20 protein-coding genes and 2 tRNA genes are annotated in these 19,933 nt (G+C 61.9%); 9 read left to right on the top strand and 13 right to left on the bottom strand.

Annotated features, from left to right (window positions below):
- The first annotated feature begins 19 nt into the window (after nucleotides 1-19).
- Nucleotides 20-562, top strand: coding sequence for a hypothetical protein (locus LB525_RS05300; RefSeq protein ID WP_095765589.1), 543 nt, complete (start codon nucleotides 20-22; stop codon nucleotides 560-562).
- Nucleotides 563-644: 82 nt separating this feature from the next.
- Here the strand turns inward: LB525_RS05300 and LB525_RS05295 are convergent.
- A tRNA-Val gene (locus tag LB525_RS05295) sits at nucleotides 645-720 on the bottom strand.
- A 219-nt stretch (nucleotides 721-939) separates the two neighbouring features.
- On the opposite strand from LB525_RS05295, the gene LB525_RS05290 reads away from it, so the two are divergent.
- The 3 genes from LB525_RS05290 (at nucleotide 940) to LB525_RS05280 (ending at nucleotide 2,674) form a co-directional block, all read left to right on the top strand.
- Nucleotides 940-1,016 (top strand) — tRNA-Asp (locus tag LB525_RS05290).
- 295 nt (nucleotides 1,017-1,311) lie between these two features.
- The gene (locus LB525_RS05285) at nucleotides 1,312-2,217 is read left to right on the top strand and encodes an ankyrin repeat domain-containing protein (RefSeq protein WP_224543804.1); all 906 of its coding nucleotides are present in this window, start codon (nucleotides 1,312-1,314) and stop codon (nucleotides 2,215-2,217) included.
- Nucleotides 2,218-2,470: 253 nt separating this feature from the next.
- Nucleotides 2,471-2,674 (top strand): hypothetical protein, encoded by a 204-nt coding sequence (locus tag LB525_RS05280; RefSeq protein WP_224543803.1) that lies wholly within the window; start codon nucleotides 2,471-2,473, stop codon nucleotides 2,672-2,674.
- 16 nt (nucleotides 2,675-2,690) lie between these two features.
- Here LB525_RS05280 and LB525_RS05275 read toward each other — a convergent pair whose 3' ends face one another.
- From LB525_RS05275 to LB525_RS05260, 4 genes are all read right to left on the bottom strand, one after another.
- Nucleotides 2,691-2,789 carry a putative RiPP precursor gene (locus LB525_RS05275; RefSeq protein ID WP_208648418.1) on the bottom strand — a complete coding sequence of 33 codons (99 nt, stop codon included), beginning with the start codon at nucleotides 2,787-2,789 and terminating at the stop codon, nucleotides 2,691-2,693.
- A gap of 109 nt (nucleotides 2,790-2,898) precedes the next feature.
- Nucleotides 2,899-3,843 (bottom strand): ribokinase, encoded by a 945-nt coding sequence (gene rbsK / locus LB525_RS05270; protein WP_224525531.1) that lies wholly within the window; start codon nucleotides 3,841-3,843, stop codon nucleotides 2,899-2,901.
- 4 nt (nucleotides 3,844-3,847) lie between these two features.
- Entirely contained in the window at nucleotides 3,848-4,300 is a 453-nt protein-coding gene (locus LB525_RS05265) for an RbsD/FucU family protein (protein ID WP_224543802.1), read from the bottom strand.
- A gap of 27 nt (nucleotides 4,301-4,327) precedes the next feature.
- On the bottom strand, nucleotides 4,328-5,386 hold the full coding sequence (locus LB525_RS05260) for an ABC transporter ATP-binding protein (RefSeq protein WP_224543801.1): 1,059 nt from the start codon (nucleotides 5,384-5,386) through the stop codon (nucleotides 4,328-4,330).
- A 280-nt stretch (nucleotides 5,387-5,666) separates the two neighbouring features.
- Between LB525_RS05260 and LB525_RS05255 the strand changes: the two genes are divergently transcribed.
- The 3 genes from LB525_RS05255 to LB525_RS05245 all read left to right on the top strand — a co-directional run bounded on the left by LB525_RS05255 (nucleotide 5,667) and on the right by LB525_RS05245 (nucleotide 9,566).
- A complete protein-coding gene (locus LB525_RS05255) occupies nucleotides 5,667-7,331 on the top strand; it encodes an ABC transporter substrate-binding protein (protein WP_095765158.1) in 1,665 nt (554 codons plus the stop codon).
- A gap of 193 nt (nucleotides 7,332-7,524) precedes the next feature.
- Nucleotides 7,525-8,640 (top strand): carbohydrate ABC transporter permease, encoded by a 1,116-nt coding sequence (locus tag LB525_RS05250; RefSeq protein WP_224543800.1) that lies wholly within the window; start codon nucleotides 7,525-7,527, stop codon nucleotides 8,638-8,640.
- A gap of 8 nt (nucleotides 8,641-8,648) precedes the next feature.
- Nucleotides 8,649-9,566, top strand: a complete 918-nt coding sequence (locus LB525_RS05245) for a carbohydrate ABC transporter permease (RefSeq protein WP_140542613.1) — start codon at nucleotides 8,649-8,651, stop codon at nucleotides 9,564-9,566.
- 160 nt (nucleotides 9,567-9,726) lie between these two features.
- Here the strand turns inward: LB525_RS05245 and LB525_RS05240 are convergent, their stop codons facing one another.
- The gene (locus LB525_RS05240; protein ID WP_224543799.1) at nucleotides 9,727-10,470 is read right to left on the bottom strand and encodes a creatininase family protein; all 744 of its coding nucleotides are present in this window, start codon (nucleotides 10,468-10,470) and stop codon (nucleotides 9,727-9,729) included.
- Nucleotides 10,471-10,473: 3 nt separating this feature from the next.
- Nucleotides 10,474-11,040 carry a 6-phospho-3-hexuloisomerase gene (gene hxlB, locus LB525_RS05235; protein WP_224543798.1) on the bottom strand — a complete coding sequence of 189 codons (567 nt, stop codon included), beginning with the start codon at nucleotides 11,038-11,040 and terminating at the stop codon, nucleotides 10,474-10,476.
- Nucleotides 11,041-11,223: 183 nt separating this feature from the next.
- Between hxlB and LB525_RS05230 the strand changes: the two genes are divergently transcribed.
- Nucleotides 11,224-12,246 (top strand): aldo/keto reductase, encoded by a 1,023-nt coding sequence (locus LB525_RS05230; protein WP_224525512.1) that lies wholly within the window; start codon nucleotides 11,224-11,226, stop codon nucleotides 12,244-12,246.
- Between the two features lie 73 nt (nucleotides 12,247-12,319).
- On the opposite strand, the gene hupB is transcribed toward LB525_RS05230, so the two are convergent.
- From hupB to LB525_RS05210, 4 genes are all read right to left on the bottom strand, one after another.
- Nucleotides 12,320-12,592, bottom strand: a complete 273-nt coding sequence (gene hupB / locus LB525_RS05225) for a DNA-binding protein HupB (RefSeq protein WP_027166452.1) — start codon at nucleotides 12,590-12,592, stop codon at nucleotides 12,320-12,322.
- Nucleotides 12,593-12,788: 196 nt separating this feature from the next.
- Nucleotides 12,789-15,200, bottom strand: a complete 2,412-nt coding sequence (lon, locus tag LB525_RS05220; protein WP_224543797.1) for an endopeptidase La — start codon at nucleotides 15,198-15,200, stop codon at nucleotides 12,789-12,791.
- Between the two features lie 275 nt (nucleotides 15,201-15,475).
- Nucleotides 15,476-16,750 (bottom strand): ATP-dependent Clp protease ATP-binding subunit ClpX, encoded by a 1,275-nt coding sequence (gene clpX / locus LB525_RS05215; RefSeq protein WP_040981372.1) that lies wholly within the window; start codon nucleotides 16,748-16,750, stop codon nucleotides 15,476-15,478.
- A 291-nt stretch (nucleotides 16,751-17,041) separates the two neighbouring features.
- Nucleotides 17,042-17,677, bottom strand: a complete 636-nt coding sequence (locus LB525_RS05210) for an ATP-dependent Clp protease proteolytic subunit (protein WP_095765152.1) — start codon at nucleotides 17,675-17,677, stop codon at nucleotides 17,042-17,044.
- A 345-nt stretch (nucleotides 17,678-18,022) separates the two neighbouring features.
- Here LB525_RS05210 and LB525_RS05205 point away from each other — a divergent pair, with 345 nt between their 5' ends.
- The gene (locus LB525_RS05205; protein WP_140840249.1) at nucleotides 18,023-18,610 is read left to right on the top strand and encodes a hypothetical protein; all 588 of its coding nucleotides are present in this window, start codon (nucleotides 18,023-18,025) and stop codon (nucleotides 18,608-18,610) included.
- Between the two features lie 70 nt (nucleotides 18,611-18,680).
- On the opposite strand, the gene LB525_RS05200 is transcribed toward LB525_RS05205, so the two are convergent.
- A complete protein-coding gene (locus tag LB525_RS05200; protein WP_027166457.1) occupies nucleotides 18,681-18,884 on the bottom strand; it encodes a DUF3126 family protein in 204 nt (67 codons plus the stop codon).
- A gap of 150 nt (nucleotides 18,885-19,034) precedes the next feature.
- Nucleotides 19,035-19,883, bottom strand: a complete 849-nt coding sequence (gene cysE / locus LB525_RS05195; protein ID WP_095765150.1) for a serine O-acetyltransferase — start codon at nucleotides 19,881-19,883, stop codon at nucleotides 19,035-19,037.
- Between the last annotated feature and the right edge of the window lie 50 nt (nucleotides 19,884-19,933).

Raw genomic sequence — 19,933 nt, 5'->3', positions numbered from 1 at the left:
CCAAACCGGGAGACAATTCGTGTCAAAAGCTTTTCACGTCTCGATCCGAACGATGCTGGCCTTCATATGTCTGGCCGGGCTGGTCGCCGTGGCGTCCGCCCTTTTCCCCGCCTCCGCCTCGGCGCAGCAACTGCGGCGATGCGCGAATGAGGGCGGCATATGCCGCTTGCCCTACCCCACCCAAGTGATCTACGGCGCCCGAGGCCGAACCACCGCACGGTTTTTCGACCGTCGGGCTGTGCCCTGCTCGAACCGCCTGTTTGGCGACCCCGCCCCCGGCCGCGAAAAGGCCTGTTATTTCGTGGCGCGCGGTGGCGGCGGCTATGGCGATGACGACGACTACGGGGACGACGATTACGGCTCACGCCCCTACCGTGGCGAATGGGTCGCCTGCGCCAGGGAGGGTGAGTTCTGCGATTTCAGCGGCCGCGCGATGGTCAGATACGGCGCACGCGGCCAGTACACGCAGGATGTTTTCAGGAACGGCGTCAGATGCGGCAACGACGCCTTTGGCGATGACCCCGCTCCTGGCGCTCACAAGCGCTGCTACGTCAGGCAGTAGCCGTGTCTGAACCCGGCGCGCAATAAGGTGGCGGCCCCAGCAAGGGCCGTCGCCGCATTCTGCTTCAGCTTGTCCGGCAGGCTGGTGGGCGATGACGGGCTCGAACCGCCGACATCTTCGGTGTAAACGAAGCGCTCTACCAACTGAGCTAATCGCCCGCTTGAGCGCGGACCTTTAAGCAGTTAGGGCCGCATTCGCAAGGCTAAATGAACAGACGGCGCACCCGTCGGGGCGCGGATTTCCCCAGCCTCGGCGCCGCTGTCAAAAAACCTTCTCCTGATTGCTGTAATGCTTGAATGCCGCGCTTGACACCCGCAGGCGAACCCCTTATCCACCGCCCCAACGACGAACACGCCTGACACGTGCTCGTCAAGTGCGCGGGTGTAGCTCAGTCGGTTAGAGTGCCGGCCTGTCACGCCGGAGGTCGCGGGTTCGAGCCCCGTCACTCGCGCCATTTAACCTCCTGACACAGGTATATTTTCTGAAGTGGCTCTCCTGACACTTGGGGGAAGCGTCGGACCGTGTCGGCGCATCTTGCAGGCAGCCGAATGAGAGTGCTTCGCCGTCACTCCTTGGTCTTTATATCAGCATCTGCTAAAATTTATTTTCGCAGGTGCCGTAATGCGAGCCAACGTTCCGCGCTTTCCCGGCAGTGATGTCGACCCGAGGCGTGATTGCACGCGGGCCAACGCTGGAACTACCGATTGATTCTGCTCGCAGATGGAGGGCCACAACACAGGGAGGACACGATGGTCAGGCCAAGCAAGTGGGTGATAGCGGCTTTGTGGGTTCTTTGGCTTTTAAACCTGCCCGCCCAGGCAAGCAGCCTGGGCGATCTTGTCAAACATGGCGATCTCTCGGGGGTGGCTTCTGCCTTGGATAAAGGCGCTGCTGTCAACGAAGTTGACGGTGTTACGGCGCTCTATATCGCCTGCGAGGGCGGGAATGTGGAAATAGCAAAACTTCTGATCGATCGTGGGGCCGACGTTAACATGCCCGTCAGCTGGCAAAGAACGCCACTCTACGCGGCCAACAAGGGTGGCTATTCTGACGTCGTGAAGCTGCTGCTCGATAACGGCGCCGATCCAAATCAGGTGGCGAAATCGCAAACCCCGCTGCACGTGGCTGCCGAGAAAGGCTGTCTTCATTGCGTGGTCCATCTTGTGGATGCGGGAGCAGACGTCAACGCGCTGACGTCGAATGGAAACCCACCCATACATTTGGCCAAGCTTAGCGGTCACGAAGACGTCGTGGCTTACTTGCGCGCTCACGGCGCGGGACAACCGCCCATCGCGCCTATTTCGGCGCGACTTGCATCGGCAAACGCCGAATCGGGCAAAAGAATTTTCGACGAAACGTGCGGGGCCTGTCATCTTTCAGCGCCGGATCGCAAGATTCCCAAACGCGTCAATCTCTGGGGCGTGGTAGGGAGACCGAAAGCAGCACAAAGCGACGTCCCGTATTCGTCGGCTCTAAGGGAAGCTGGCGGCACATGGACTTTTGAAGATCTCAATTCCTTTATCTCAAACCCGGCATTCGCATTGCCTGGAACAGACATGATTTTCCCGGGCCTGCGAGACGAGAACCAGCGAGCAAACCTGATCGCTTACCTACGGAGCTTGAGCGACAGGCCGTTGCCGCTTCCCGAGAATTGATTGCTCCTGCGAATATGCGGCGCGACTGCGCTTCGGGGAGGCCCGCGCCCTCCTGGCTGAAGAAGACCGGCCGATTGTCGTCGTCGCAGAGCTGGTCGGTATCCAACGTTGGCAAATTTCAGGCGTCAATTCAAAGCGTTGAAGGGGCCTCCGCGCGAATGCCGCAGCAGATTTGCCGTCTGAGATTTTTGATCCCGGAACCATTCCAATCTTGTCCCGTTCAGCCAACGGGCGAAAAGACGGGAGAGATAAGATGGCTGTGAGATGTCGGATTTCCATCGACGATGAGAGGGATGTCGACGAGCTCGCCTTCCAGGAATTGCCGCGGGTTGGCGAAAGCGTGTCGATACCGGTCGAAGGGTCGAGCAGGGACCTTCGTGTGCTTCGTGTCGTGCATGTGCCCGGCAGCGAGCAAGGCGCAACGACGATGCTGGAGCTGACCAGCAGGATTCTTTAGCGCTGCCCCCTCGGAATCACTCGCCCAGCACAACCCCGGAAGCGACAATCTGGGCCGTCCGTTCGGTGAGCTTCTGGCGCTTTACCAGCGTGGGCTTTTCGTAAGGCTTTTTCATCCTACCGTTCCAAATCGGCGCGCAGACAGGACGATGAACGCGCTCGCCTCAGTTGCGTTCCGCAATAAGGGGCCGCTAAAAAGCCGCAAAAAATGGAAGGCGGGAGGTCTCAGGCCCTGGCGAGCAGCGCCTCGACCTCCTGCGATGTCGGCATGGAAGGCGCAGTGCCGGGGCGGGTCACCGAGATGCCGGCGACCGCGCAGGCAAAGCGCACGGCCTCCAGCGGCTCGACGCCTTTTGCCAGGGCGGCCGCGAGACCGCCGTTGAACGCGTCACCCGCTCCCGTCGTCTCGATCACCGGACCGGCATTGACCGCGTCGACATGCTCCGAACGGTTCTTGGTGTGGAGCAAAGCGCCCTTCTCGCCGAGCGTCACGATGACTGCGCCGACACCCTTGGCCAGCAGCGCGTCGGCGGCGCGGCGGGCGTCGTCGATCGAGGAAACCTTGATGCCGGTCAGCCCTTCGGCCTCCGTCTCGTTGGGTGTGACATAGTCGCAGAGCGCGTAGACGCGGTCGGGCAGGCTGGCGGCGGGGGCGGGGTTGAGGATGGTCGTCACCCCTGCCCCGCGCGCGATCTCGAGCGCCTTCAATGCTGCGCCGATCGGCTGTTCAAGCTGGGTAACGAAGACGCCGGCGGACCGGATCAGGTCGGCATGCGCCTCGATGTCGGCGGGCGAGATCAGCATCGCCGCGCCCGGGCTGACGATGATGGCGTTGTTGCCGCTGCCTTCCTCGACAAAGATGTAGGCCGCGCCCGTATAGCTGTCCGGCGTGTCGATGACGGCGCTTTTCACACCTGCGTCCTTCCAGGTCTGCTTCGCCATGTCGGCAAAGGCATCGACTCCGAGCCTGGTCAGGAAGGTGATGTCGGCGCCGAGCTTGCCTGCCGCCACTGCCTGGTTCGAGCCCTTGCCGCCCGGGCCGAGCTTGAAGGAATTGCCGAGGATCGTTTCGCCCAGACGCGGCTGGCGGTCGGCGCGATAGGCTGTGTCGGCGACGAACACGCCCAGGATCACAACAGGCTTCATGATGACGGGCTCGCCTGTGGCCATGTCCTTACTCCGCCTCCGGCGGCACGACGCCCTTGCGGAAGGCAAAGCAGCCATAGAAGCGGCGCTCGCCGGTCTGGATCACGCAATAGGCTTTCTTGGAACGCTCGTAGAAGGCGTAGCGCTCGATCGAGATCATCGGCCAGGGCTTGCCCTCGGCGGCGTCGATCTCCTTCTGCACCTCCCTCTGCACCGGCGGGATTTCGTTTGGTTTGCCGACGATCTCCATGCGCGCTGCCGCATCGTCGACGAAAGTATCCAGCGGATAGAGCGACAGCACCGCCTTCACCACCTCCGCCGCCGTCGCGTCGATACGCAACAGCTTGCCGAGCACCGTCTGCCTGGCCACGGAATCGGACGGGAAATTGGTGTCGGCGATGATCAGGTCGTCGCCATGGCCCATCGCCCGCAGCGCCTGGAGCACATCGGCATTGAGCAGCGGGTTGATCGCTTTGAGCATGGTTTCCTCTTGAAGGGTTGTGTGCGGTTAGAGACGCTTGCCGGTTGCGGCGTCGAAGAGGTGGACCTGGTCGAGACGCGGCTTGAGCTTGAGCGTGTCGCCCGGCTTGAAGTCGTGTCGCTCGCGGAATAGCGCCACCATCTCCCCCTCGCCGAACCGTAGGAACACCAACGTCTCCGAGCCTGTCGGCTCGACCACCGAAATCGTGGATGCGACGCCGTCAGGATGGATTTCCAGGTGCTCGGGGCGCACGCCATAGACCACGGCTCGGCCGTCTGCCGCGGCGATATTGGTCGGCATCGGAAACGCCGAGCCTGCAATGTCGACCACGGGCTTCTCGCCCTTTTTCATGGTGCCCTTGAGTAGGTTCATCGCCGGCGAGCCGATAAAGCCCGCGACGAACAGGTTGGCCGGCCGGTCGAACAGCTCCAGCGGCGCGCCGACCTGCTCGATGCGGCCGTCGCGCATCACGACGATCTTGTCGGCCATGGTCATGGCCTCGATCTGGTCGTGGGTGACGTAGATGGTGGTCGTCTTCAGCCGCTGGTGCAACTCCTTGATTTCGGTGCGCATCTGCACGCGCAGCTTGGCGTCAAGGTTGGAAAGCGGCTCGTCGAACAGGAACACCTGCGGATTGCGCACGATGGCGCGGCCCATGGCGACGCGCTGGCGCTGGCCGCCCGAAAGCTGGCGCGGATAGCGCTTGAGATAAGGCGCAAGGTCGAGGATATCGGCGGCGCGCTTGACCCGTTCGGCGACGATGGCCGGATCGGTGCCGCGCAGCTTCAGCGCGAAAGCCATGTTCTGCTCCACCGTCTTGTGCGGATAGAGCGCGTAGTTCTGGAACACCATGGCGATGTCGCGCTTCGCCGGCGGCAGGTTGTTGACGACGCGGTCGCCGATAGAGATCGTGCCCCCGGAAACGGTCTCCAGCCCGGCCACCATCCTCAAGAGCGTGGACTTGCCGCACCCCGACGGACCGACCAGCACGACGAACTGCCCATCGGCAATATCGACGCTGACTTCATGCAGGACCTTGACGGTTCCGAACGCCTTGGCCACACTGCTGATCGCGACTTGAGCCATCGTCTCCCCTTTATCGTTTGCGGTGAAGCTAGCCATTGCGAACGGCAACGGCAAGTCGGTATCTTATAGATAAAAAGCCAATCTTGTTGACAAGGTAATCGATTACGCGAATAGTGGCGAGTGCCAATCCGAGAGCAGGCCTGTTATCCTGAAATCGGAGATCCGGCGACGCAGGGTGGGGTCCCACGTCCGGTATGATCGAGGAGAACCGAGAGGCGTTTCGACGTCTGAGAGATTGGCACTTCAATTCAAGCGTTGTTGTTCTGGGAGGAACCTGTAGATGAGAGTCGATCTGTATGAAAAACTGATGCGCGCCGGCGCCAGCCGCCGCGATGTGCTGAAGGGTGCGGCCAGCATGGCCGCAATCGCCGCCGCCTCCGGCGCCGGGCTCGGAGCACTGACGAAGCCTGCGGCCGCCGACGACAGTCTGCGCGCGAAAATCCTGCAGATCCCGGGCGTCGGCAAAGGCCAGCCGACGGATGCCGACTTCCAGAAGGTCGGCGAGCTCTGCCTCGAAGCGACCAAGGCCAATGTCAAGGAAGGCGAGTTTGCCGGTGTCGAGCTCACCTTTATGGGCCTCAACAACCAGAACCTCCACAACGTGCTGTTCCGCGGCTTCCTGAAGCCGTGGGAGGCCTATACGGGCGCCAAGATCAGCTGGATCGACCTTGCTCAGGCCGACTACAACGCCCGTCTGCAGCAGTCCATCGCAACCAAGACCGTCGACTTCGACATCATCGAGATGGGCGCGCCTTTCGAAGGCGATGTCTGCGGCAAGGGCCTTACCTCCGAGATGCCCGATTGGGTCAAGAAGCAGATCGATTTCGACGACCTCGTCAACTACCTGAAGCCGCCGGTCGGCACCTGGGACGGCAAACAGTATCGCGTGACGATCGACGGCGACGCGCACAATTTCAACTACCGCACCGACGTGTTCGCGGATGCCGATCTCGCCAAAGCCTGGAAGGAAAGCGGCGCCACGACCGAATGGGGCGTGCCGAAGACCTGGCAGGAAGTGCAGGCCGTCACCAAATTCCTCAAGGGCAAGCAGTTCAAGGGCCAGGACATCTATGGCTATCTGGACGCGCCCAAGCCCTGGGGTGGCTTCGGCTTCTATTTCCTCGGCAGCCGCGCCACAGCTTACGCCAAGCACCCCGACGACAAGGCCTGGCTGTTCGACGCCGACACGATGAAGCCGCGCATCAACAACCCGGCCTGGGTGCGCGCCATCCAGGACGTGATCGACGCCCTGCCGTCCGAACCCGCCGACCAGATCAATGCCGATCCGAACACCACTGCCTTCCAGCAGTTCCTGGCCGGCACCGGCTCGATGATCCCCTGGTGGGGCGACGTCGGCTCGAATGTGAAGACCAATGACTCGTCGGTCATCGGCGATGTCACCGGCTTCTCGATCCTGCCCGGCTCCGACGACGTCTACAATTCCAAGACCGGCAAATGGGAAAAGCTCGCCAGCGGGCCGAACTATGCGCCGAACTGCGCCTATCTCGGCTGGGGCGTCTATGTCATGGCTCGCGTCGATTCCGACGAGAAGAAGAAGAAGGCCGCATGGTCGGCCGCCGCCCATCTCGGCGGCAAGGACCTGTCGATCTGGACGGCGATGTATCCGTCGGGCTTCCAGCCCTACCGCAACTCCCATTTCAACGTTCCCGAATGGGTGGCCGCCGGCTATGACGAGGCCTTCATCACCTCCTACCTGAAATCGGAAGGCGATTCCTACAACCATCCGAACGCTGCGATCGAGCCGCGCATCCCCGGCATCTTCCAGTACTACTCCGCCGCCGAGGACATCCTGGCCAACACCTTTGCCGGCAAGATGAAGGCGCAGGAAGGCGCCGACGCCATCGCCGCGGCCTGGGAAAAGCTGACCGACCAGATCGGCCGCGAGAACCAGATCAAGCTCTACAAAGCCTCGCTCGGCATGTAGGCTGGCTTATGAGACGTCGCGGCCCGGTGGCACATCGTCACCGGGCCGCATTTTTACCGGCTCGGCCGGTTTGATACGTTTACAATTCCTGGAAAAGTGTGAGCGGTTTTCCGTTCGGAATTGCGTAAAAACAAAGAGATGGAGCGGTTCGCCGTTTCCGTGAAACGGTGAACCGCTCTAGAAGGCGAGAGGCGTGGCTGAGCAGACTTCGACCGTGAATGCGTGGCCGGCACATCCGGCCGACCTGATCCCGGCAGGCCGCAAGCGCCTCGGCTGGGGCCTGCTGGCCATTGCAACCCTTGGCCTGCTGGCGATCATCGTCGTGCAGATCCTCTACAAGACCGAGATGTCCACGGTCGGTTTCGACACATGGCGCCCTGTGGTCTACGCCTACATCTTGTGGGGCGCAGCGCTTGGCGCCTGGCAGGTGCTGACGCGCGGCGAGGACGGGCAGCGCGCGCTGTTCCTTTTGCCGGCCCTGCTCTTCACCATCGCCATGGTGATCTTCCCGACGCTGTTCGGCTTCTACATCGCGCTGACCGACTGGAATCTCAGCTCTTTCAGCGGACGCAGGTTCAATGGCCTCGACAATTTCTGGCAGATGCTGGCCGACCCCTATTACCGCAACGCGCTGTTGAACATGGTGCTCTATGTGCTTGCGGTGCTGGTCGAATATGTCATCGCCTTCGGCCTGGCGCTCCTGCTCAATGCGCAGATCCGGGCCCGCAAATTCTTCCGCGTCGTCTTCCTGCTGCCGCTGATGCTGTCGCCGGTCGCGGTATCCTGGATGGTCGGCAAGTCGCTGATGGAGTACCGGTTCGGACCGGCGGCGACGCTGGCGCGTCATCTTGGCTGGAACAATCCCGCCTTCTTCTCCGATCCGATCACTGCCCGCATCTCGATCATGATGCTCGACGCCTGGACCTTCATCCCGTTCATGATGATCATGCTGCTGGCCGGCCTGCAGGCGATGTCGCGCGAGGTGCTGGAAGCCGCCCGCGTCGATGGCGCGACCGCATGGCAGACATTCTGGCAGGTGACCTTTCCGCTGATGCTGCCGGTATCGGTGACAGCCGTGATCCTGCGCATCATCTTCAAGCTGAAGCTTGCCGACATCATCATCACCCTGACCTCCGGCGGACCCGGCGGCGCCACCGATTCCGTGTCGAGCTTCATCTATCGCGAATACCGCGACCGCTCGAATGTCGGCTACGGCACCATGCTGGCCATGGCCTATCTGGTCATCATCATCGTGTTCGTGACCTGGCTCCTGAAATTCGCCAGTCGCTTCGTGCGCAACGTCAACTGAGCGGCATCATGAGCGTCCAGACCACCGACTACACCGTTTCCGAAATCCGCTCGCCGGCGGCCTTCATCGCCAGCCGCGTCTTCATCTATGGCGCGCTTATCTTCTGGGCTTTCGTCTGCCTGTTCCCGATCTATTGGACGATCACCACCTCGTTCAAATCGGCGGTCGACGTCACGCAAGGCCATCTCATTCCCTTCGTCGACTTCACGCCTGACTGGAAGGGCTGGCGCTCGCTCGGCCTGTCGCCGGATTCGATCTCCCAGACTTCGACCGTGCGCGACGAATTCCTCAAACGCTTCATGAATTCGGTCATCACCTCGGTCGGCGCATCGAGCCTCGCCATCATCATCGGCAGCCTCGCCGCCTACGGCCTTGTCCGCTACCGGTACAAGTTCGCCTGGTTCAAGAACGAGGACATCTCCTTCTTCTTCCTGTCGCAGTTGATCCTGCCGCCGGTCGTTCTGGCGCTCCCCTTCCTGGTGCTCTACCGCGAAGTGGCCCTCCTCGATACCCGCATCGGGCTCGTGCTCCTCTACACGCTGATGGTGCTGCCGATCGTCATCTGGATCATGCGCGACCAGTTCAACTCGATACCCGTTGAATTGGAGGAGGCAGCCCTTGTCGACGGGCTGTCGATCTGGGGCGCCTTTTTCCGCATCGTCATGCCGATCGCGCTGCCCGGCATGGTCGCCGCCTTCATCCTGGCGATGGTGCTGTGCTGGAACGAGTATTTCTTCGCCGCGCTTTTGACATCGACCGATGCCAAGACCATCCCCGTCATGGTGGCGAGCCAGACCGGCTCGCAAGGCATCAACTGGTGGTCGATGGCGGCCTTGGCCACCGCCGCGATCGCGCCGCTGGCCATCATCGGCATCGCGCTCGAGCGTTATCTGATCATGGGCATGACGGCCGGCTCAGTGAAGTAGGATGACTTCCCCTTCCCCCCTTGTGGGGAAGGTGGCCGCGAAGCGGCCGGATGAGGGGTGTTCCAGGGAAAGCCGACGTCTCACTCCGCTGGAACACCCCTCATCCGTCCCGGCGCTGCGCCGATCCAGCTTCACCCACAAGGAGAAGGAAGAACCGCGCCTATCGCACCAGAATCGACCGCAAATGGTCGAGGATCATCGCGACCCCGATCTTGCCGAGACCCGCCGAGGCTTCCGCCGCACTTTTCGTGTACCAGCCGGTGTTGTCGGCCAAATGCTTCTCGTCCACCGCTTCCGGGCATAGCGCCAGCATCAGCGAGGTTTCGCCGATGCCAGCATGGTCGAACGGATATTTGCCGTTCATCGCGGCCGGCATCAGCGGGTGCACCTGGACCCAGTTGAAGACATTCTCACCCTGCGCATGGCCGGCATAGTAATCGGCCATCGCGTTCGAGCCCCACCAGCCCTCGCCGCGCTCCTTTTCGAGGAAGCGGAAGATTGCCTGCCGGCCGGCGGTCTTGAAGGCGAGATCGGTCGGCATGCCGGCCGCGAAATTCTCGGTCTGATGATGAATGATGGCGTGAATGTTGCGGAAGCCGATGCGCAGCAGCCCATAGAACAATTCCTCCGCGAATGGCGAAAGCGCCGGGCCGCCGACCTGCACCGAGCCGCTGCCTTCCGGCGCAGCGACGGCGTAGCTTGCCGCGCCGTAGTAGAAGGGCGGCAGGATGACGAGGTCCCTCTCCTTCTCGATCAGTTCCACCGTCTTGATGACGGCCAGCGTGTCCATGCCGACCGCCATGTGCTCGCCGTGATATTCGAGCACGCCGAGCGGCAGCACCACCGGCCAGTTCTCCTCGATTGCCTTGCGTATCTGGTGCGGCAGCATCAGCTCGTAGCGCATCCCCTACTCCATATTGGTATGCCTGGCGCGCATCGCTTCCGGCGTCGCGTTGGTCAGGCGTTTAAGCTTCAGCACCATGATTTCGAACAGAAGAAACAGCGCGCCTTCGAACAGCGAGCCCATCGGCAGCACCGAGCTTCTTGCCTCGCCCTGGTCGCTGGCCATCGTCTGCGCCGGGATGACGAGCGTGAAGTCGGCGAGTTTGGCGGCGCTTCTTTCCGGTTCTGCCGTCAAAAGCAGCACCTTCGCGCCGGCCTCGCGGGCAACCCGCATCAAGGTCAGCACCGTGGCGGTCTCGCCGGGACCTGAGCTCGCCAGGAAGACGTCGCCCTGCCCGAGCGGCGGCGTGGTCATGTCGCCGACGACCGAGACCGGCAGGCCGAGATGGTAGAGCCGCATGGCGAAGCCCTTGACCTGCAGCGCCTCGCGGCCGCAGCCATAGACAGCGATCCTGCCGGCGCCGGCAAGCATTTCGCAGGCGGCGTCGATGCGAGCTTCGTCCGTGCGCGCCAGCACCGCGCCAAGCTCGTCCAGCGCGGTCGCGAACATCCCTGATGCGGCTTTGGTCATGACGGCTCACCTTGCCTGCCGGGGCGTCGCTTGCCTCTACGGAATTGCGGCGCGACCACGAAAGGCTTGTTTTTGTTCATGCTACCATTGCGAAAATCGCTGTCCAACGAGTCTCGGCACTTTTGCTGGGCCACGAGCGTGATAGTGTCATGTCAGACAAATCACTCCGGGACATCGTCAGACATGAAGACACGGCACTTCGACCGCATCGGCAATGGCGGCATCACCTTCACCGAGCTCGGCTTCGGCACCGCGCCGCTCGGCAATCTCTATCGCGCCATCTCCGACGAGGACGCCAATGCCACGTTAGAGGCGGCATGGGCGACCGGCTGCCGCTACTTTGATACGGCACCTCTTTACGGCCTCGGCCTGTCGGAAACCCGCCTCAACCCGTTTCTGCGCGGCAGGAAGCGCGACGACTATGTGCTGTCGAGCAAGGTCGGGCGCATCATGCGGGTCTCTGCACCGGACCAGCGCACCGGCATCGGCAAGTTCTTCGAGACGCCGTCGCGCCGGGAAGTCTACGACTACTCCTATGACGGCGTCATGCGCTCCTTCGAGGCCTCGCTGGAACGCCTCGGGGTCGACCGTGTCGACATCCTCTTCGTCCACGACGTCGACATCTTTACCCACGGCAGCAAGGAAGCCTCCGATGCCCGCATCGAGGAGTTCATGTCGTCTGGCTATTACGGGCTGCTTTCGCTGCGCGACCAGGGCGTCATCAAGGCCTTTGGCGGCGGCATCAACGAGTGGCAGGTGGCACAGACCCTCGCCGAACGCGGCGATTTCGACCTGTTTCTGCTCGCCGGCCGCTACACGCTGCTCGAGCAGGAGGCGCTTGCCACCTTCCTGCCGCTTTGCCAGAAGCGCGGCATCGGCATCGTGCTGGGCGGCCCCTACAATTCCGGCGTGCTGGCGACCGGCCCGAAGCCCGGAGCCTTCTACAATTACAGCGAGGCGCCGAAGGAGATCCTGGATCGCGTGGCGCGCATCGAAGCCGTCTGCAAGCGCCACAATGTGCGCCTGATCGAGGCGGCGCTGCAGTTCCCGCTGCAGCATCCTTCGGTAGTGTCGGTGATCCCTGGCGGCCAGCGGCCGGCCGAAGTTGAAAGCAACCGCGCCCTGCTCGACACCAAAATACCTGCGGCGCTGTGGGCGGATTTGAAACAGGAAGGCCTGATGCGCGCCGACGCGCCAACGGCCTGAAACGGCCTGCGAACAGCCATAAAAAAGAAAAGCCGGGCTTGCCCGGCTTTTCTGTTCTTAAAAGAAAAAGGTCTTAGTTGACCGCGTCCTTGAGGCCCTTGCCGGCCGAGAACTTCGGCACGGTGCGCGCCGGAATCTTCACTTCCGCGCCGGTCTGCGGGTTGCGGCCGGTCGAAGCAGCGCGTTTTGACACGGTGAAATTTCCGAAGCCGACAAGCCGGACATCGCCGCCCTTCTTCAGTTCGCCAGTGATCACGGAGAACACCGCATCGACAGCGGACTGCGCATCAGCCTTCGAAATGCTTGCGGAGTCGGCGACGGCGGACACCAGTTCGTTCTTGTTCATAAAAATTCCCTTCCATGAGAAAACCGGAACTACGACTCATCCGGCAGGAGACGGACTTTAGAAAGAAGCGCTCCGGAACCCAAGCCGAAAACCGCGGAATTCCGGGCTTTTTTCCACTTTTTCGTGGCTTTTCACACGAAAAAAGCCGGGCTTGAAAGCCCGGCTCTCTCTTTGTGCGCTGCAATATCAAAAAATGCTAATGAGCAAGCGACTTTCCAGCATCGTCGCCGCTGTCGACCGGAGCCGGCGCATTGACCGGTTCGACCCACTCGATCGGCTCCGGCATCCTGGTCAGCGCGTGCGCGAGCACCTCGCCGACCCGCGAGACCGGGACGATCTCCATGCCGTTCTTCACATTGTCCGGAATCTCCGCCAAATCCTTGACGTTCTCTTCCGGGATCAGCACCTTCTTGATGCCGCCGCGCAGCGCCGCGAGCAGCTTCTCCTTCAGGCCGCCAATCGGCAGAATACGGCCGCGCAGCGTGATTTCGCCGGTCATCGCCACATCGGCGCGGACCGGAATACCCGTCAGCACCGACACGATGGCCGTGGCCATGGCCGCACCGGCAGACGGGCCGTCCTTCGGCGTGGCACCCTCCGGCAAATGCACGTGGATGTCGCGCTTGTCGAACAGCGGCGGCTCGATGCCGAAATCGATGGCGCGCGAGCGGACGTAGGACGCCGCCGCCGAGATCGATTCCTTCATCACGTCGCGCAAATTGCCGGTCACCGTCATGCGGCCCTTGCCGGGCATCATGACGCCTTCGACCGTCAGCAACTCGCCGCCGACTTCCGTCCAGGCAAGACCCGTGACCACGCCGACCTGATCGTCGGCCTCGATCTGGCCGAAGCGGAAGCGCGGCACGCCGAGATAATCGGCGAGGTTGTCCGCCGTGATCTTCACCGTCTTCTTCTTCGTCCGCAGGATCTCGGTCACCGCCTTACGGCCGAGCTTCATCAGCTCGCGCTCCAGGCTGCGCACACCGGCTTCCCGCGTGTAGGTCTGGATGATGCCGCGGATCGCGTCCTCGCCGACCGAGAATTCGTTCGGCTGCAGGGCATGGTCGCGGATCACCTTGGGCATCAGGTGACGCTTGGCGATCTCGATCTTCTCGTCCTCGGTGTAACCGGCGATACGGATGATCTCCATGCGGTCCATCAGAGGCGCAGGGATGTTCAGCGTGTTCGCGGTCGTCACGAACATCACGCTCGACAGGTCGTATTCGACCTCGAGGTAATGGTCCATGAACGTCGAGTTCTGTTCCGGATCGAGCACTTCGAGCAGGGCCGAGGACGGATCGCCGCGGAAGTCCTGGCCCATCTTGTCGATCTCATCGAGCAGGAAGAGCGGGTTGGACTTCTTGGCCTTCTTCATCGACTGGATGACCTTTCCGGGCATCGAGCCGATATAGGTCCGCCTGTGGCCACGGATCTCGGCCTCGTCGCGCACGCCGCCGAGCGCCATGCGGATGAACTCGCGGCCGGTGGCCTTGGCGATCGACTTGCCAAGCGAGGTCTTGCCGACGCCGGGCGGGCCGACGAGGCACAGGATCGGCCCCTTCAGCTTCTTCTGGCGGCTCTGCACGGCGAGATACTCGACGATGCGTTCCTTGACCTTGTCGAGGCCGAAGTGATCGGCATCGAGCACGTCTTGCGCAAAGCCGAGGTCCTGCTTGACCTTGGAGTTCTTGCCCCACGGGATCGACAAGAGCCAATCGAGATAGTTGCGCACGACCGTCGATTCAGCCGACATCGGCGACATCGAGCGCAGCTTCTTCAACTCGGCCTCCGCCTTTTCGCGGGCCTCCTTGGAGAGCTTGGTCTTCTTGATGCGCGCCTCGATCTCGGCGGCCTCGTCGCGGCCATCCTCGCCCTCGCCGAGCTCCTTCTGGATCGCCTTCATCTGCTCGTTGAGGTAGTACTCGCGCTGCGTCTTCTCCATCTGGCGCTTGACGCGCGAACGGATGCGCTTTTCCACCTGGAGCACGGAGATTTCGGCTTCCATGAAGCCCATCGCCTTCTCCAGACGCTCTTTGACGGAAAGCGTTGCAAGCATCTCCTGCTTCTCGGGGATCTTGATGGCGAGATGCGATGCAACCGTATCGGCGAGCTTGGAATAGTCGTCGATCTGGCTGGCGGCACCCACCACTTCGGGCGAGATCTTCTTGTTCAGCTTGACGTAATTCTCGAAGTCGGTGACGACCGAGCGGGCAAGCGCCTCGATTTCGACCTCTTCCTCTTCCGGCTCGGCGAGCGCCGTGGCGCGGGCCTCATGGAAATCGGCACGGTCGGTGAACGAGACGATCTTGGCGCGCGAGGCGCCCTCGACCAGCACCTTCACGGTGCCGTCGGGAAGCTTCAAAAGCTGCAGCACATTGGCGAGCGTGCCGATGTCGAAAATCGCACCGGGCTCAGGATCGTCGTCGGCTGCATTCATCTGGGTGGCAAGCAGGATCTGTTTTTCCTGACCCATCACCTCTTCCAGCGCCTTGATCGACTTTTCACGCCCCACGAAGAGCGGAACGATCATATGCGGGAACACGACGATATCGCGCAGTGGGAGGACTGCGAAAACGCCGTCGCCGGAAGCCTTGGATATCTTGGCCATTGTCCAACCTTTCATGTCGCGGCCGCTTATTTTAGCCAACCGCGAATCTCATATTAACGACCGAGCGTCGTTCCGCCTACCACCGTTTGTGACGGGAATTTTACAGCACAGAATTCGGCGCCTCGGCCTTCTGCTGTTAGGTGGATGTAACCGAGGCAAAGATCAAGGGTTAACACGGTCGTTCGAGCCCTTCCACTGCTCGCCTCCCCGCCCTTGACAGCAAAACGGCGCCACGCGGGCGCCGTTCCATGAAAATTGTCGGGCGCAGTGCCATTTCAGGCGCTGACATTGCCCTTCTTTTCCTTCTGCTCGGAGTAGATGTAGAGCGGCCGGGCGTTGCCGGACACCACCTCTTCCGAAATCACCACCTCGCGCACACCTTCAAGCGCCGGCAGCTCGAACATGGTGTCGAGCAGGATCGCTTCCATGATGGAGCGCAGGCCGCGCGCGCCTGTCTTGCGCTCGATCGCGCGCTTGGCGATCGCCGACAGCGCGTTCTCGTGGAACGTCAGGTCGACATTCTCCATCTCGAACAGCCGCTGATATTGCTTGACCAGCGCATTCTTCGGTTCGGTCAGGATCTGGATCAGCGCCGGCTCGTCGAGGTCTTCCAGCGTCGCCAGGACCGGCAGACGGCCCACGAATTCCGGGATCAGGCCGAATTTCAGGAGATCCTCCGGCTCGACCTGGCGGAACAGGTCGCCGGTGCGCCGATCCTCGGGCGAAGCCACGGTGGCGCCGAAGCCGATCGAGGTCTTGCGGCCGCGATCCGAGATGATCTTGTCCAGCCCCGCGAAGGCGCCGCCGCAGATGAACAGGATGTTGGCGGTGTCGACCTGCAGGAATTCCTGCTGCGGATGCTTGCGGCCGCCCTGCGGCGGCACGGAGGCGACCGTGCCCTCCATGATCTTCAGGAGCGCCTGCTGCACGCCCTCGCCCGACACGTCGCGGGTGATCGAGGGATTATCCGACTTGCGCGAGATCTTGTCGATTTCGTCGATATAGACGATGCCGCGCTGCGCCCGCTCGACATTGTAGTCGGCCGACTGCAACAGCTTCAGGATGATGTTCTCGACGTCCTCGCCGACATAGCCGGCCTCGGTCAGCGTCGTGGCGTCGGCCATGGTGAACGGCACGTCGATGATGCGAGCGAGCGTCTGCGCGAGAAGCGTCTTGCCGCAGCCGGTCGGGCCGATCAGAAGGATATTGGACTTGGCCAGCTCGACGTCGTTGTTCTTGCCGGCATGCGCCAGGCGCTTGTAGTGGTTGTGAACCGCCACCGACAGCACGCGCTTGGCGTAGGGTTGGCCGATGACGTAGTCGTCGAGGACCTTGAGGATTTCCTGCGGTGTCGGCACACCTTCGCGCGACTTCACCATCGAGGTCTTGTTCTCCTCGCGGATGATGTCCATGCACAGCTCGACGCATTCGTCGCAGATGAAAACCGTCGGCCCGGCGATCAGCTTGCGGACCTCGTGCTGGCTCTTGCCGCAAAACGAGCAGTAGAGGGTGTTCTTTGAATCACCGCCGCCGTTGCTGACCTTGCTCATTTTTCTGTCCTTTCACCGACGCCCGCCGACCGTCTGGCTTTGAGTGACGTCTTCACCAATCTATCGCGGGAATCCGCCACCGCCAGTGTCCCGGCTCACACAGCGCATTCCGTACGAAACACAAATCAGAAAACGCGGCAATGATTCGCAGCAACCCCACGCAAAGCTAAGCCGTCGAAAATCAACATAGCCTTAACGTAGGCAATCCCAACGCCTGAGGGAACAGCCAAATGTGGCCGAAATGCCGCAAGACGCGCCAAAACCGCGTTATGCTGCCATTTGCCGTCGAGGTCAGGCTGAAGCGGTGGCTGTCTCGACCGCCTCGCGGCTGGAAATGACCTTGTCGATCAGGCCGAAGTCCCTGGCCTCGTCCGCGGTCATGAAATGGTCGCGGTCGAGCGTCTTCTCGATCTCGTCATAGCTCTTGCCGGTATGCTTGACATAGACCTCGTTCAAGCGGCGCTTCAGCTTGATGATGTCCTGCGCATGACGTTCGATGTCCGAAGCTTGGCCCTGGAAGCCGCCGGACGGCTGATGGACCATGATGCGGGCGTTCGGCGTGGCAAAACGCATGTCCTTGTGGCCGGCGGTCAGAAGCAGCGAACCCATCGAAGCAGCCTGGCCGATGCAGAGCGTCGACACCGCCGGCTTGATGAACTGCATCGTGTCGTAGATCGCCATGCCCGAGGTGACGACGCCGCCCGGCGAATTGATATAGAGGTTGATTTCCTTCTTGGGGTTCTCCGCCTCGAGAAACAAAAGCTGTGCACAAACCAACGTCGCCATCCCGTCCTCGACCGGACCGGTGATGAAGATGATGCGTTCCTTCAAGAGGCGCGAGAAAATGTCATAGGCACGCTCGCCGCGGTTGGTCTGCTCGACCACCATCGGAACGAGGTTCATGTAGGTTTCAACGGGGTTCTTCATGGACTACCCTTGTAGGAGATGGATTCCGGCACCTTGATATATCAGCAATCGCGCGGAATCGTTCTGGATTGGTTACGACCTAAATAGGATGCCGGCTCACCCTAGCGCAAGGCCGCCTCTCCTAGCCATCTGGTTAAGCCGAATCAAGCGCGGTAGGCCCGCGGAGCACGGCGCGCTCTGGCCTAATGAGACGGGCCCAGTCCCGGCCGGCCCCGTAAGGCGCTCGCAAGGTAGCAATTCCTTAACCACGACGCTTAACGAAAAGCCTTGAAATCGCTGTCCGCCCGCGGAGCTTCCGTTACAGTCCTGCATTGTGAAGACATCCTTTTTCAACGGGGGAATGTCATGATCCGCAAAAGCTCCGCATCGCTGGCGGCAGTCGCGATGCTTGCCAGCGTCTGTGAAACCGCCGCAGGCGGCCGCGCGCTCGAATGCTACGAGCCGATCCACAGGCCGGCACTTTACGATACCCTCTACGAGGACGTGATGCTGAACCCTGGCGGACAGGTGGTCGACTACGACGCGCCGATTTACGGCACCTATCAAGGCGTGGAGCAGATCGCGCCGCCGCGCGTCACCTACGAGACCGCGCCGGCGGTCACACGCACGGTCTACCACACTGTCAAGGTCGACGATGGCGGCTATGCCTGGGAATGGCGCGTCATCCATGGCCGCAAGGTGCTGTGCAAGGTATGGCGAAAGGCCCGCTATGCGCGCGTCGCCGAGACGGTCGTGGTCCAGCCGGAGCGCGTCCGGCGCGTCGTTCAGCCGGCGGAATATGAAGCGGTTGCCCACGAAGTGCTGGTGCGGCCGCAACAAGTCCGCATCCGGGAAATCCCGCCGTCTTACGGGACGGTAGCGCGTAGGGTGGTGGTGCGGGAAGGTTCGACCAGCTGGCGGCGCGTGCACATTCCGCGGCATTGCCAGGATTAGCCGGTACTTCGCCTACGGGTTGCAGCCGGCCGGGCGGTGGTGTCGCGCGCCGGCCGGAGCTGTCCCCGGGTCAGGCGAGGTCGATGTCGAGGATCGCCATTGAGAAATTGTAGTCGCCGTCGTCCTCGTCCTTGAAGACGATGCCGAGGAATTCGTCGCCGACATAGACTTCGGCCGAGTCTTCCTTGCGCGGACGCGCCTTCACCTGCAGCTTGGGATTCTGGAAGACGCGCTTGAAATAGGCGTCCAGCTTTCTGATTTCGTCAGGCTTCAAAAGACTTCTCCGAAATGTCGGCTTAATTCATGGGAACGCGCTTCTGACACGCCGACGATGGCGATGTAAAGGCAAGCCGACAGGATAACACGTGACAACCGGCACTTGAAAACCGTAGCCGGATTCCGGTCACCAGGCGGGCTGACAGTCTCAGATGTCGAAGCTGACCACGTGGTCCATGCTCTGCGACGGCAGGAGCTGGTCCATCTGTCGCGAGGGCTGGTCGCAGCCGGTTTCCCCCACGACCCGCGCCGGCACGCCGGCGACCGTCTTGTTGTGCGGCACGGGCGACAGCACCACCGAACCGGCGGCAATCTTCGAGCAATGACCGACCTCGATATTGCCGAGAATCTTGGCGCCGGCGCCGATCAGCACGCCGCGGCGGATCTTCGGATGACGGTCGCCATTGGCCTTGCCGGTGCCGCCCAGCGTCACGCCGTGCAGGATCGACACGTCATCCTCGATGACCGCCGTCTCGCCGACGACCAGCCCGGTGGCGTGATCGATAAAGATACCCTTGCCGATGCGAGCGGCCGGGTTGATATCGGTCTGGAACACCGACGACGACCTGCTCTGCAGGTAGAGCGCAAAGTCCCGGCGGCCATGGTTCCACAGCCAGTGCGCCAGACGATGCGTCTGGATGGCGTGAAAACCTTTGAAATAGAGCACCGGCATGATGAAACGGTCGCAGGCCGGGTCGCGATCGTAATAGGCCTGGATGTCGACGCGCACCGTCGTGCTCCAGTCAGGATCGTCGTCCAGCATGGCTTTGAAGGTCTGGCGGATGAGATCAGAGCCGATATCCTGGTGATCAAGGCGCTCGGCAAGCCGGTGGATCACCGCTTCTTCCAGGCTCTCCTGGTTGAGGATCGTCGAATAGAGGAAGGCCGCCAGCAACGGATCGCGGTTCACCGCCTCCATCGCTTCGTCGCGGATCGACCGCCAGATCGGATCGACCGGCTGCACCCTGCTGGGGCGGGCAATCGTAATGCTGTTCATCGACGCTCTCCGGCCTTCCTCATTCTCCGGCGGCACATATAGGCCACATC

Source organism: Mesorhizobium sp. CA16 (genome assembly GCF_020165175.1).
Lineage (GTDB): Bacteria > Pseudomonadota > Alphaproteobacteria > Rhizobiales > Rhizobiaceae > Mesorhizobium.
This window is presented reverse-complemented; position numbering and strand designations above follow the sequence as displayed.